Annotated in this window: 13 protein-coding genes; 10 read left to right on the top strand and 3 right to left on the bottom strand. The window is 61.7% G+C overall.

The genetic code is table 11. The features are described 5' to 3' along the window. Positions 1–143 precede the first annotated feature (143 nt). Together EFB14_RS03815 and EFB14_RS03810 are read right to left on the bottom strand one after the other, a co-directional pair. On the bottom strand, positions 144–602 hold the full coding sequence (locus tag EFB14_RS03815; RefSeq protein ID WP_125845731.1) for a low affinity iron permease family protein: 459 nt from the start codon (positions 600–602) through the stop codon (positions 144–146). Positions 603–710: 108 nt separating this feature from the next. Then, on the bottom strand, positions 711–1,514 hold the full coding sequence (locus EFB14_RS03810; RefSeq protein WP_126822856.1) for a DUF2189 domain-containing protein: 804 nt from the start codon (positions 1,512–1,514) through the stop codon (positions 711–713). A gap of 176 nt (positions 1,515–1,690) precedes the next feature. On the opposite strand from EFB14_RS03810, the gene EFB14_RS03805 reads away from it, so the two are divergent. The 7 genes from EFB14_RS03805 (at position 1,691) to EFB14_RS03775 (ending at position 7,631) form a co-directional block, all read left to right on the top strand. Beyond that, positions 1,691–2,245: an RBBP9/YdeN family alpha/beta hydrolase gene (locus tag EFB14_RS03805; RefSeq protein ID WP_126822854.1), complete on the top strand. Its 555-nt coding sequence runs from the start codon at positions 1,691–1,693 to the stop codon at positions 2,243–2,245. Positions 2,246–2,341: 96 nt separating this feature from the next. Beyond that, positions 2,342–4,612 carry a putative bifunctional diguanylate cyclase/phosphodiesterase gene (locus tag EFB14_RS03800; RefSeq protein ID WP_126822852.1) on the top strand — a complete coding sequence of 757 codons (2,271 nt, stop codon included), beginning with the start codon at positions 2,342–2,344 and terminating at the stop codon, positions 4,610–4,612. A gap of 251 nt (positions 4,613–4,863) precedes the next feature. Then, on the top strand, positions 4,864–5,628 hold the full coding sequence (gene purC, locus EFB14_RS03795) for a phosphoribosylaminoimidazolesuccinocarboxamide synthase (RefSeq protein WP_008526002.1): 765 nt from the start codon (positions 4,864–4,866) through the stop codon (positions 5,626–5,628). A gap of 15 nt (positions 5,629–5,643) precedes the next feature. Next, positions 5,644–5,886, top strand: a complete 243-nt coding sequence (purS, locus tag EFB14_RS03790; protein ID WP_125845735.1) for a phosphoribosylformylglycinamidine synthase subunit PurS — start codon at positions 5,644–5,646, stop codon at positions 5,884–5,886. A gap of 44 nt (positions 5,887–5,930) precedes the next feature. Further along, positions 5,931–6,485: an RNA 2'-phosphotransferase gene (locus EFB14_RS03785; protein WP_126822850.1), complete on the top strand. Its 555-nt coding sequence runs from the start codon at positions 5,931–5,933 to the stop codon at positions 6,483–6,485. Further along, complete coding sequence (gene purQ, locus EFB14_RS03780) at positions 6,482–7,153, top strand: phosphoribosylformylglycinamidine synthase subunit PurQ (protein WP_126822848.1); 672 nt, start codon at positions 6,482–6,484, stop codon at positions 7,151–7,153. The genes EFB14_RS03785 and purQ overlap by 4 nt, the downstream gene beginning before the upstream one ends. A gap of 79 nt (positions 7,154–7,232) precedes the next feature. Continuing rightward, complete coding sequence (locus tag EFB14_RS03775; protein ID WP_125845738.1) at positions 7,233–7,631, top strand: hypothetical protein; 399 nt, start codon at positions 7,233–7,235, stop codon at positions 7,629–7,631. A 9-nt stretch (positions 7,632–7,640) separates the two neighbouring features. On the opposite strand, the gene EFB14_RS03770 is transcribed toward EFB14_RS03775, so the two are convergent. Next, positions 7,641–7,895, bottom strand: coding sequence for a DUF1127 domain-containing protein (locus tag EFB14_RS03770; RefSeq protein WP_126822846.1), 255 nt, complete (start codon positions 7,893–7,895; stop codon positions 7,641–7,643). 81 nt (positions 7,896–7,976) lie between these two features. Between EFB14_RS03770 and EFB14_RS03765 the strand changes: the two genes are divergently transcribed. The 3 genes from EFB14_RS03765 to purL all read left to right on the top strand — a co-directional run bounded on the left by EFB14_RS03765 (position 7,977) and on the right by purL (position 12,451). Beyond that, on the top strand, positions 7,977–9,395 hold the full coding sequence (locus tag EFB14_RS03765) for an aminotransferase-like domain-containing protein (RefSeq protein WP_126822844.1): 1,419 nt from the start codon (positions 7,977–7,979) through the stop codon (positions 9,393–9,395). Between the two features lie 122 nt (positions 9,396–9,517). Beyond that, positions 9,518–10,099 carry an acyloxyacyl hydrolase gene (locus tag EFB14_RS03760; protein ID WP_126822842.1) on the top strand — a complete coding sequence of 194 codons (582 nt, stop codon included), beginning with the start codon at positions 9,518–9,520 and terminating at the stop codon, positions 10,097–10,099. Between the two features lie 120 nt (positions 10,100–10,219). Next, entirely contained in the window at positions 10,220–12,451 is a 2,232-nt protein-coding gene (gene purL / locus EFB14_RS03755) for a phosphoribosylformylglycinamidine synthase subunit PurL (protein WP_126822840.1), read from the top strand. The last annotated feature ends 11 nt before the right edge of the window (positions 12,452–12,462 follow it).

Genomic DNA, 12,462 nt, shown 5'->3' with positions numbered 1-12,462 from the left:
GCGACCTTCGCTCTCCAATTGGCGTCATCCTCGGCCTTGTGCCGAGGATCTGCCACATATCAACGGCTGCAGATGTTCGGGACAAGCCCGAGCATGACGAAGAAGGGTTAGCAGTCACTGTCGGCGGTCCGGTGGCGCCGTTTTTATTTCTGCTTCGCCGGCTTAGCGGAAACCCGTCGCTTCCTTGCCACCGCCTTTTTCGAGGGCGCGGCCTCGGCTGTTTCCTCAGTCATGCAGGCTTCCCTCTCACCCCTGCCTTTGGCGGCCTTGGCGACCAACTCGTCGAGACGCTTCAGCTCCTCTTCGTCGAGGTTTTCGATGCCGATGAAGCGGTTCTCGGCGTGGCTCGTCAGGATGATTTCGTTGAGTTTGGCCTGGATGGCTCGCGTGTCGCGCGTCTGGGCGTTTTGCAGCACGAAGACCATCAGGAAGGTGATGATCGTCGTTCCGGTATTGATGATCAGTTGCCAGGTTTCCGAATAGCCAAAAAAGGGGCCGAGTGCCGCCCAGATGACGACGACCATCAGCGCCAGGATGAAGACGACGGGTTTACCCGCCCATTCCGATGTCTTGGTTGCGAAGTGGGCAAACAGATGTTTCATCGTTACCTCTGAAATCCTGCCTCGAAGTCCCTGCTAAAAACTCCGAGGCAGGTCCGAAGGTTCCCCTGGGGATCGAGTTGCGACCGAAACCAAGGGGCAACGCCGTGGTTACGCGGCTTCCCGCGCAATCAGCTTGCGATAGAGATGCCAGGTCGCATGGCCGAGGATCGGGATGACGAGCGCAAGCCCGGCAAAGACCGGGATCGTGCCGATGACGAGCAGCACGGCCACGATCAGGCCCCAGAGCAGCACCGGCACCGGATTGACGAATGTTGCGCGGATCGAGGTCACAACAGCGGAGACCGCCCCGACATCGCGGTCGAGCAGCAACGGAAAGGTGATGACCGATATTGCCAGCACGACGAGCGCGAAGACGAAGCCGATGAGATTGCCCCAGATGATCAGCTGCATGCCCTGGGGCGTGCCGAAGACCTGGCGGGTGAAATCGCCCATGGTGCGCGGAAACACTTCGCCGAGCAGGTTGCTGTAAAGCGTCTGCGCCGTTACCAGCCAGACGACGAAGAGGGCAAGAAGCATCAGCCCGACCGCCACGATCGCCGGCAGCGCCGGCGAATGGCGCACATCAAGCGCATGCGTCCACGACATGTCGACGCCAGCCTCGCGACGGCGGCTGATCTCGTAAAGGCCGATCGCGGCGATCGGACCGATCAGCACGAAGCCCGCCATCAGCGGGAAAACCATCGGCAGAAGGTTGGCGCCCGAGGTCCACAGCGTCAGGAAAACGCCGGCGATCGGGTACATCAGGCAGAGAAACACATAGTGGGATGGTTTCTCCATGAAATCATCGAATCCGCGCTTCAGCGCATCGAAGACGTCGGCGATGCCGATGCGATTGACCACGGGCCGCGCGAAGCTTTCACCCGCACCCGTCATGACATGAAATGCCGCCATGGCTTTCTCCTCCTCAGCCGAGACCTGATCGGCGGCGGAAAGCATCGGCGGGCAAGCCGACACGAAATCCGCAACCGGCACTGGAGCAATATAGCAACTTTCAGCGCCCGTGTCGCCGTCTGCCTTGACCACCCCCTCTTGACATCCGGGACAAGCTTTCTCACATCGGCGGCACTATGAAAGCCTCAGACGCAGATATCCTCATCATCCCCGGCTACACCAACTCAGGTCCCGGCCATTGGCAGACCCGCTGGGAGGCAAAGCTCAGCACGGCGCGGCGCGTCGAACAGGCCGAATGGACGAAGCCGGTCCGCGAGGACTGGATCGCCCGCATCGCCGAGGAGGTTAACGCCTCGACGCGGCCAGTCGTTCTCGTCGCCCATTCGCTGGGCGTGCCCTCGGTGATCCACGCCATCCCGCATTTCCGTAAGCCGGTGGCGGGCGCCTTTCTCGTCGCCCCGCCCGATGTCGCCAATCCCGAGATCCGCCCGAAGCACCTGATGACCTTCGGCCCCTACCCGCGCGATCCGCTGCCCTTCCCTTCGATCACCGTGGCGAGTCGCAACGATCCGTTCGGCAGCTACGACCATGCTGACGACATCGCCAGCAGCTGGGGCTCCTTCCTTGTCGATGCCGGCGAGTCCGGTCATATCAATACGGATTCCGGTCACGGGCCCTGGCCGGAAGGCACGATGGTCTTTGCCCAGTTCCTCAGCCGGCTCACCGCCTGATTGAGGAAAAGCCACCTTCTCGTTAATTGAGCGATTGCTTTCTAAGTCTTTCTTAATGGAATAACCGCAGACTGCATCGAGATGCAATAAGCGAGAATGCCCGTGAAGAAAGCCCATCCAGAGGCCGATGATCCGCATGGCGATGCCGCAGCGGCCGACGGCTCCGATCTGGCCGAGCGGGAGGGCCGCTGGAACTATGCGCTCGTCGGCTCGGACCTCGGCGTGTGGGATCACAACTACCGCCTGGATCGGAAATATTACTCCCCGACGTGGAAAACCATGCGCGGCATGGCGCCGGACGAGGAAGTTGCCGGCGATTACGATGCCTGGCTGCAGCTCGTCCATCCCGATGATCGCGATTTCATCGCGCATGCCATCGATCGGCAGAACGCCGGCGATCCTGATTATCAGATCTTCGAATATCGCGAGCGCCACCGGGACGGCCACTGGATCTGGATCGAATGCCGTGGCGCCTGCGTGGAATGGGACGAGGCAGGCGTGCCGACACGCGTCGTCGGCACGGATACCGATATCACCGCCCGCAAGCAGGCGGAGGAGACGCTGTCGCGCCTGTCACGCCGGCTCGATCTGGCCCTGGAGATTTCCCGCATCGGCGTCTTCGAGGCCGACATCGAGGAGGATATGGTCGAGTGGGACGACCGCTTGATCGCCATCTACGGGCTGAAGGGCGCCGCCCGCCGGATTGCCGGCGACGTCTGGGCAAAAAGCCTGCACCCCGACGATCGCGAGCGCGTCCTTGGCCTGGCCGACCGCAGCGTCGAAAGCGGCAGTGATTTCCAGCAGGAATACCGCATCATCCGCGGCGACGGCCTTGAACGCGTCATCCGCGCCCGCTCGGCCTTCTTCATCGACGGAAACGGTCACCGTAAGCTCATTGGCGCCAATTGGGATGTGACTGAGGAAGTCAGGCTTCGCGACGAGCTGCAGCGCGCCAAGGATCTGGCGGAAGCCCGCAACCATGAACTCGAGGCCGCTAAGGAAAGCATCGAGCACCTGGCTCTGCACGATTACCTCACCGGCCTTCCGAACCGCCGCTATCTCGACAAGATGCTGGACGACCGCTCGGCCGAATGCCGGGCCAAGGGCCTGGCGTTGGCGATCCTGCATATCGATCTTGACCGCTTCAAACAGATCAACGACACGCTCGGCCATCGGGCCGGCGACGCCATGCTGAAGCATGCCGCGGTCGTGTTGAGAAATTCCGTCCGCGCCGCCGATTTCGTTGCCCGCATCGGCGGCGACGAATTCGTCATCCTCTGCGCCGTCGATGCCGCCTCGAAGAAGATCGCCAGCCTTGCCGAACGCGTCATCCGCGAATTACGCAAACCCGTCAGATATGAGGGGCACGACTGCCGTTTCGGCGCCAGCATCGGCATCGCTGTCGACAGCGGTCCGAAGCTCGACGCCAAGCAGATACTGCTCGACGCCGATATCGCGCTTTACCGGGCCAAGGGCCTCGGCCGCAATCGATTCGAATTCTTCTCGGCATCCGACCGCCGCGATGTCGTCTCCGCCAAGCAGCTCGCCGACGAGATCCTGATCGGCCTCGAGCGCAATGAATTCGTGCCTTTCTATCAGCTGCAGTTCGATGCCCGCACACTGGATGTCGCGGGCGTCGAAACGCTTGCCCGCTGGCAGCATCCCGTGCACGGGCTGCTGACGCCCGACCGCTTCCTCGATATCGCCGAGGATCTCGACGTCGTTTCGACCATCGATGCCCTGATCCTGGAGCGCGCGCTGGCCGACCGCAGCACCTGGATCAAGGAGGGGCTGTCGGTCCCGAAAATATCGGTCAACGTCTCCGCCAGGCGGATCGCCGATCCCGATCTCGGCAAGAAGCTTCGAGCCCTCAAGATCCCGCCGGGCAGTATTTCCTTCGAATTGCTGGAGTCGATCTCGCTCGACGATTGCGACGAGGCGGTGGCCGCAAACCTGAAAAAGCTGCGCAAACTCGGTATCGACATCCAGATCGACGATTTCGGCACCGGCCACGCCTCGATCGTCAGCCTGCTGCGCCTGAGCCCGAAGACGTTGAAGATCGACCGCGAGTTGATCCGCATGCTGCCGCAATCGGCCGAGCAGCGTAAACTCGTCGGCTCGATCATCGATATCGGGCGTTCGCTTGATATCCTCGTCATCGCCGAGGGTGTCGAGACGGCGGAGCATGTCCGTATTCTCGAAGAACTCGACTGCGACATGCTGCAGGGTTATGCGCTCGCCCGGCCGATGCCGGCCATGCAGATCCCCTCCTTCATCCGCGCCGGAAGCTGGCGCCATGGGCAAACGGCCGCCCGCGCCCTACAGACGCAGCTTCGCCGCGCGTTGCGAAGCAGAGCCGCCAAATAAAAGCCTGCATAAGCGGCCCGCCATTTCGCCTTCATTTCACCGTAAAGGAAAAGGCGCTAGACTCATCTGGCGAATTCATTCGATTCTCTTGGCGGTATTCCGTAAAATCCGGAATCCGGGGCCACGAAATCTGGAAACCGGGGAAGGAGCGACAGGCGGATTGTGAAACACTCTCTTTTCCTTTAAGGGGACGCCACGAGATCGATCCACTCGCGCTATCCCAAGAGCGCCAACAACAGAGAATAACCACGATGAACCGTCGCCGCCGTATCTACGAGGGCAAGGCAAAGATTCTGTATGAGGGCCCCGAGCCGGGCACTTTGATCCAGTTCTTCAAGGACGATGCCACCGCCTTCAACAAGAAGAAACACGAAGTTATCGACGGCAAGGGCGTCCTCAACAACCGCATTTCCGAATATATCTTCAGCCATCTGAACAAGATCGGCATCCCCACCCATTTCATCCGCCGGCTGAACATGCGTGAGCAGCTGATCAAGGAAGTGGAGATGATCCCGCTGGAGATCGTCGTGCGCAATGTCGCCGCCGGTTCCCTCGCCAAGCGCCTCGGTATCGAGGAAGGCGTCGTCCTGCCGCGCTCGATCATCGAATTCTATTACAAGTCCGACGCGCTCGACGACCCGATGGTCTCTGAAGAGCACATCACCGCCTTCGGCTGGGCCAATCCCGCCGAACTCGACGACATCATGGCGCTCGCCATCCGCGTCAACGATTTCATGACCGGCCTCTTCCTCGGAGTCGGCATCCAGCTCGTCGATTTCAAGATCGAATGCGGCCGCCTGTTCGAAGGCGATCTGATGCGCATCATCCTCGCTGACGAAATCTCGCCGGACAGCTGCCGGCTCTGGGATATCGAAACCCGCGAGAAGATGGACAAGGATCGCTTCCGTCGCGATCTCGGCGGTCTGCTGGAAGCCTATTCCGAAGTCGCGCGCCGTCTCGGCATCATCAATGAAAACGAGCCCGTGCGCGGCACCGGCCCGGTTCTCGTCAAGTAAGGCAGGAAAGACAAAGTGATCAAGGCTCGTGTCACCGTCACGCTGAAAAACGGCGTTCTCGATCCGCAGGGCAAGGCCATCGAAGGGGCGCTCGGCGCCCTCGGCTTCTCGGGCGTCGGCCATGTAAGACAAGGCAAGGTCTTCGACCTCGAGCTCGAGGGCGCCGACAAGGCCAAGGCCGAGGCCGACCTCAAGGCCATGTGCGAAAAGCTGCTCGCCAACACGGTGATCGAGAACTTCGCAATCGCAATCGACTGATGATCACGGCCCGGCTGTCCGGCGGACTTTGAAGATTTGGCGTCATGATGAAAGCAAAGCTGGAGACGGAAGTCTCGAAATATATGAGCTATGTTTTACGTCATGCGCCGGAAGCCGCGGGCTTGGCGCTGGATGGCGAGGGCTGGGTGTCGTTCGATGAATTCGAAAAAGCGCTGACGTCGAAATATGACGTCTCCCGCGCCGATATTATCGAAATCGTCGAAAACAATCCCAAGAAGCGCTTCACGCTCGCCGATAACAGAATTCGCGCAAATCAAGGTCACAGCGTCGAGGTCGACCTCGCCTTGAAGCAGGTCGAGCCGCCAGCCGTTCTTTTTCATGGCACGTCCCTGGCGAGCTGGTCCTCGATCGAGCGCGAGGGCCTGAAGAAGATGCAGCGGCATCATATTCATCTGTCGGCGGATGTCGAAACGGCGAAAATCGTCGCAATGCGCCGCAAGGGTGAATATGTCATCCTGTGGGTGGATGCGGCCCGCATGTTTTCAGAGGGTCATTCTTTCTTTGTCTCCGACAATGGAGTATGGCTCACCGAAAGCGTTCCAGTTCAATATCTTTCGCGAAACGCAGGGACCCCATGAAATCAGCCGTCGTTCAACTTCCGGGCCTTAACCGCGACCGCGACATGATCGCAGCCCTGACCAAGATCTCGGGCAAGGCGCCGGTCACGATCTGGCAGACGGAAACCGAGATCCCCGATGTCGACCTGATCGTCATTCCCGGCGGCTTCTCCTACGGCGACTACCTGCGCTGCGGCGCGATCGCCGCCCGCATGCCGGTCATGCAGGCGATCATCGACAAGGCTGCAAAGGGCGTGAAGGTGCTCGGCGTCTGCAACGGCTTCCAGATTCTCGTCGAGGCCGGTCTGCTGCCCGGCGCGCTGATGCGCAATGCCTCGCTGAAATTCGTCTGCCGCGAGATCAAGCTCGAAGTCGTCAACGCCGATACGGATTTCACCCGCGCCTATGCACAGGGTCAGGTCATCCGCAGCCCGGTCGCCCATCACGACGGCAATTATTTCGCCGACGAAGCGACGCTGGCGAAGATCGAAGGCAATGGCCAGGTGGTGTTCCGCTATGCCGAGGGCACCAATCCGAACGGCTCAATCAACGATATTGCCGGCGTGATGAACGAAAAGGGCAATGTGCTCGGCATGATGCCGCATCCCGAAAACCTGATCGAAGCCGCCCATGGCGGTTCGGACGGCCGCGGTCTCTTCGCCTCCGCGCTCGACGTCATCGCCGCCTGAGCCTCGCGCCCTGATGCATGTCGCCGGCACGCGTGCCGTGCGTACGACATGCCAGGCCCTCATCCCTGGAGCAAGACCAATGCGCCCTCGCCTCTCCGTCGCAAACGCCGCCGTGTCGACTGTTCTCGCAGCCATGCTGGCAGCGTGCCAGACGCCGGCGCCGACAGCTGGTCCGAACCGCGGCGCGCTGCCGACGATGGAACGCGTGGCGCTCGGCGCCAATGCCTGCTGGTTTAAATCAGGCGACCCGGCCTTTGCTGCCTATAAACTCGCGCCGGAGCTCAATTCCTTCTCCGGCCGGCCGCGCATCCTGCTCGTCCACAAGGGCAGCCCGGAAAGCCGGCCGCTGCTCGTCGTCCAGGCCGAGGGAAGCCCTGCACGTCTTCAGGCCTTCGGCCCGATGATGCAGGAGCCGGTCGCCGGTCGCGTCGCCGCTGACGTCAATCGTTGGTCGGCAGGCGGCAAGGCCTGCAACTGATCGCCGCGATCAGTCCCAGAAAAACGACTTGCCGATTTCGCGTGCCGCTTCGGATTGCGACACGCCGATATCCTTGAGCTCGCCGGCCGTCAGGTTTCTCAGCGCACGCCGACCTTCCCGCTTTTGCTGCCAGAGAAGAACAGCCGCCCAGATCCGGCCCAGGCGCGTCGTCCCGGCGGGCGCGGCCGGCACGGCAACCATTCTCCTGTCCTCGAATGAGGCAATTGATACAATCGGCATTTTGATTTCAGGCAAGGCAGACATTTCAGGAATCCTTTCGGCGATCCGTCGGAATTGACTCCTAAACTTGACAGGTACAATGTGACAATATAAGCAATTGTCACCATGACAAATTGGCTTCCTGATCTTTCCCGTGGCTCCGGGCCGGTCTATCTCCGGCTTGCCGACAGCATTGAATCCGCCATATCAAGCGGCGCCCTGCCCGCCGGCAGCAAATTGCCGCCGCAGCGCAACCTGGCCTACGATATCGGCGTGACGATCGGCACGATCGGCCGCGCCTATGCGCTGGTGCACGAGCGCGGCCTGGTCGCCGGTGAAGTCGGGCGCGGCACCTATGTGCTGAACCGTTCCGAGACGCCGCCCGGCGAACAGATGGATCCGTTGGCGATCTCGCTCGGCGGGACCCGTTTCCAGGATGCGCCGGCAAACAAGATCCGCTTCGATACGACAGCCGCGCCCGATCTCGGGCAGGGCAAGATCATAGCTGGCATCCTCGCCGAAATCGGCGAGCAGCATCTCGCCGAGATCTCCTCCTATTCCCGGAGCTTCCCACGCAACTGGTTCGAAGCCGGCCGTCTCTGGCTTGCCCGCAGCGGCTGGACGCCGGAGGTTGAAAACATCGTGCCGACGCTCGGTGCGCATGCGGCTGCGATATCAGTCATCGCCGCCGTTTCGGCACCGGGCGACAAAATCGTCTTCGAGAATCTCAGCTATACCCAAATCAGCCGCAGTGCCCGTCTTCTCGGTCGTCGCACGCTGACAGTCGATTCCGACGAATGCGGTATAATCCCCGATGATTTCGAGCGGCTCTGCCAGCAGCAGCATCCGAAGCTCGCCTTCCTGATGCCAACCGTTCACAATCCGACGCTGACGATCATGCCCTATGAGCGGCGCGTCGCAATCGCTGCAATCGCCAGGAAACACGGCGTCTGGCTGATCGAGGACGATCTTTACGGCGGCATGGCCGACGATGACACGCCGCTGCTCGCCTCGATCGCGCCCGATCGCACCTTCCTCGTCAACGGCCTGTCGAAATCGGTCGCCGCCGGCGTGCGCGGCGGCTGGGTCGCCTGCCCGCCGCATTTTGCTCAGCGCATCAAGGTGACCCACAGGATGGTCACCGGTGGCCTTCCCTTCATCCTGGCGGAAACCTGCGCGCAGCTCGTCGAAAGCGGAAAGGCGCACGAAATCCGCAAGGAGAGTGTCAGGGAGCTCTCGAGGCGTGTCCGGCTCGCCCGCGAACAGCTGGCGGGCTTCGATTTCGAATCACACCAACATGCGCCGTTCCTCTGGCTGAAACTTCCGGAGCCCTGGATGTCGGGCACCTTCAAGAACGCCGCTTACCGTGATGGTGTGCTCGTCGACGACGAGGACGAGTTCAAGACGGCGCGCAGCGAAAAAACCTATTACCGCGTCCGCGTCGGCTTCTCCTCGCCGAAGACGGGGCAAGAGCTGATCACGGGCCTGATGATCCTGCGCCGGCTGTTGGAAAATGGTGGCTCCGCCTATGATGGCGAAATATGATCTGTTGCAAATACACCTCATAGTTCCAAATAAATCCCGGCGCTGAGCCGCTGCGCTTTACCCATCGACACTCCATGATACCCCTCTCACATCCCACGGATGAGGGAATCAAAGGACAGCAAATGAAGATCGACTTCGACAAAGTCGCTCTGCGCTTGTTGGGTATAGCGTCAGTGGCAGCGGTTACCGGCTTTTTGGCTATGACAGGCTCCGCAAGTGCAAGTGAACGGATTTTCGATGAATTGCGCTTCGGCGCATCGGCCTCGGTACAATCGGGCCATTCCCGGGAAAACGGCGTCTTTCCGGAAATTACCGCACTCTTCGATCTCTTCGGCTACGATCAGGCCGCCGGCTGGCAGCAGCAATTGCTGCACCCCCGTGTCCATCTCGGTACCTCGATCGGCACCTCCGGCGAGGCCACCCAATTCTTCACTGGCTTCACCTGGACGGTAGATTTCAACGAGAAGCTCTTTGCCGAAGCCGGCTTCGGCGGCGTCATCCATACCGGTGATCTCGATGGCGATAGTGACGGTCCGGAACTCGGCTGCCGCCTCCTGTTTCACGAATATCTCGGCGCCGGCTACCGTTTCACCCGCAATTGGAACGTGATGGCCCAGATCGCCCACTCCTCGCATGCCAATCTCTGCGACGGCCCGAACGACGGCATGACGCGCGCCGGCCTGCAGATCGGCTACAAATTCTGAGCGGCTGCCGCTTTATAAAGAAAGTCTGCCCGCCCTCTGTTGACGGCGGGCATTTTCCTGTCGCGCGTCGCCGCTACATAAGCTAAAGACAGCGCAAAACGCGCCAGGGACTTTCCGCTCATGACCATTCCAAACACCATCCCGATCACGCCGGAACTCATCGCAAGCCATGGCCTGAAGCCGGACGAGTACCAGCGCATTCTGGATCTGATCGGCCGCGAACCGACTTTCACCGAGCTCGGCATCTTCTCGGCCATGTGGAACGAGCACTGCTCCTACAAATCCTCCAAGAAATGGCTGCGCACGCTGCCGACCAAGGGGCCGCGCGTCATTCAGGGCCCGGGCGAGAATGCCGGCGTGGTCGATATCGATGACGGCGATTGCGTCGTCTTCAAGATGGAGAGCCACAACCACCCCTCCTATATCGAGCCCTACCAGGGTGCTGCGACCGGCGTCGGCGGCATCCTGCGCGATGTCTTCACCATGGGCGCCCGCCCGATCGCCGCAATGAACGCGCTGCGTTTCGGCGAACCCGATCATCCGAAGACCCGCCACCTCGTCTCCGGCGTCGTCTCGGGCGTCGGCGGCTATGGCAACTCCTTCGGCGTGCCGACGGTCGGCGGTGAGGTCGAGTTCGACGCCCGCTACAACGGCAACATCCTGGTCAACGCCTTTGCCGCCGGCATCGCGAAATCCAATGCCATCTTCCTGTCCGAAGCCAAGGGCGTCGGCCTTCCGGTCGTCTATCTCGGCGCCAAGACCGGCCGCGACGGCGTCGGCGGCGCGACGATGGCTTCGGCCGAATTCGACGAGTCGATCGAAGAGAAGCGCCCGACGGTTCAGGTCGGCGACCCCTTCACCGAAAAGTGCCTGCTCGAAGCGTGCCTCGAACTGATGCAGACCGGCGCGGTCATCGCCATTCAGGACATGGGCGCGGCCGGCCTCACTTGCTCGGCCGTCGAAATGGGCGCCAAGGGCGATCTCGGCATCCTGCTCGAACTCGACAAGGTGCCGGTCCGCGAAGAGCGGATGACGGCCTACGAGATGATGCTGTCGGAAAGCCAGGAGCGCATGCTCATGGTGCTGCAGCCGGAGAAGGAAGAGGAAGCCAAGGCGATCTTCGTCAAATGGGGTCTCGATTTCGCCATCGTCGGCAAGACGACAGACGACCTGCGCTTCCGCGTCATGCACCAGGGCGAGGAAGTCGCCAACCTGCCGATCAAGGATCTCGGCGACCAGGCGCCGGAATATGACCGCCCCTGGCGCGAATCCGGCAAGCAGGCCCCCCTGCCCGCCAATCTCGTGGCAGCACCGGAGGATTACGGCCAGGCGCTGCTTCGGCTCGTCGGCTCCGCCAACCAGTCGAGCCGTCGCTGGGTCTACGAGCAGTACGACACGCTGATCCAGGGCAATTCGCTACAGCTTCCGGGCGGCGACGCCGGCGTCGTGCGCGTCGACGGCCATGCGAGCAAGGCGCTTGCCTTCTCCTCGGACGTCACGCCGCGTTATGTCGAGGCCGATCCCTTCGAAGGTGGCAAGCAGGCGGTCGCCGAATGCTGGCGCAACATCACCGCGACAGGCGCCGAGCCGCTCGCCGCCACCGACAATCTCAATTTCGGCAATCCCGAAAAGCCTGAGATCATGGGCCAGTTCGTTCAGGCCGTGAAGGGCATTGGCGAAGCCTGCCGCGCGCTCGACTTCCCGATCGTCTCCGGCAACGTCTCGCTCTACAACGAGACCAACGGCGTCGCCATCCTGCCGACGCCGACGATCGCAGGCGTCGGCCTGCTGCCGGACTGGCGCAAGATGGTGCGCATCGGCAGCGCCAATGACGGCGACAAGGTCGTCATGATCGGCCTGGACGGCAGCCATCTCGGCCAGTCCGTCTATCTTAGAGACGTGCTTGCCAGCCGCGAAGGCCCGGCGCCGGAGGTTGATCTGTTCGCCGAGCGCCGCAACGGCGATTTCGTCCGCTCCGTCATCCGCAACGGCCAGGCGACAGCCTGCCACGACATTTCTTCGGGCGGCCTCGCCATTGCCCTTGCTGAAATGGCCATGGCATCAGGCAAGGGCCTGACCATCGATCTCGGCGAAAGCAGAGGTGCGCCGCATGCGCTGCTCTTCGGTGAAGACCAGGCTCGTTACGTGCTGACGGTGCCGAGCGATGTTGCCGATTTCGTCTGCGCCAACGCGGAAGGCGCCGGCGTTCCCTTCCGCCGTCTCGGCACGGTCGGGGGAACGGCGCTCGTCGTCGGCGATCTCATCTCGCTGCCGATTCAGCAATTGCGCGATGCCCATGAATCGTGGTTCCCTGATTTCATGGAAGGCCGCGGCGAACTTGCCGCGGAATAATGCGCAAGGAG

Source organism: Rhizobium fabae (assembly GCF_003985135.1).
Classification (GTDB): Bacteria; Pseudomonadota; Alphaproteobacteria; order Rhizobiales; family Rhizobiaceae; genus Rhizobium; species Rhizobium pisi.
Note: the sequence above shows the minus strand (reverse complement) of the source record. Positions and strands in the feature narration are given on the sequence as shown.

What these genes read in the sequence shown, in the direction of transcription:
- EFB14_RS03815 (WP_125845731.1), bottom strand. Translation starts at nt 602, where the DNA reads ATGAAACATCTGTTTGCCCACTTCGCAACCAAGACATCGGAATGGGCG.
- EFB14_RS03810 (WP_126822856.1), bottom strand. Translation starts at nt 1,514, where the DNA reads ATGGCGGCATTTCATGTCATGACGGGTGCGGGTGAAAGCTTCGCGCGG.
- EFB14_RS03805 (WP_126822854.1), top strand. Translation starts at nt 1,691, where the DNA reads ATGAAAGCCTCAGACGCAGATATCCTCATCATCCCCGGCTACACCAAC.
- EFB14_RS03800 (WP_126822852.1), top strand. Translation starts at nt 2,342, where the DNA reads ATGCCCGTGAAGAAAGCCCATCCAGAGGCCGATGATCCGCATGGCGAT.
- purC (WP_008526002.1), top strand. Translation starts at nt 4,864, where the DNA reads ATGAACCGTCGCCGCCGTATCTACGAGGGCAAGGCAAAGATTCTGTAT.
- EFB14_RS03785 (WP_126822850.1), top strand. Translation starts at nt 5,931, where the DNA reads ATGATGAAAGCAAAGCTGGAGACGGAAGTCTCGAAATATATGAGCTAT.
- purQ (WP_126822848.1), top strand. Translation starts at nt 6,482, where the DNA reads ATGAAATCAGCCGTCGTTCAACTTCCGGGCCTTAACCGCGACCGCGAC.
- EFB14_RS03775 (WP_125845738.1), top strand. Translation starts at nt 7,233, where the DNA reads ATGCGCCCTCGCCTCTCCGTCGCAAACGCCGCCGTGTCGACTGTTCTC.
- EFB14_RS03770 (WP_126822846.1), bottom strand. Translation starts at nt 7,895, where the DNA reads ATGTCTGCCTTGCCTGAAATCAAAATGCCGATTGTATCAATTGCCTCA.
- EFB14_RS03765 (WP_126822844.1), top strand. Translation starts at nt 7,977, where the DNA reads ATGACAAATTGGCTTCCTGATCTTTCCCGTGGCTCCGGGCCGGTCTAT.
- EFB14_RS03760 (WP_126822842.1), top strand. Translation starts at nt 9,518, where the DNA reads ATGAAGATCGACTTCGACAAAGTCGCTCTGCGCTTGTTGGGTATAGCG.
- purL (WP_126822840.1), top strand. Translation starts at nt 10,220, where the DNA reads ATGACCATTCCAAACACCATCCCGATCACGCCGGAACTCATCGCAAGC.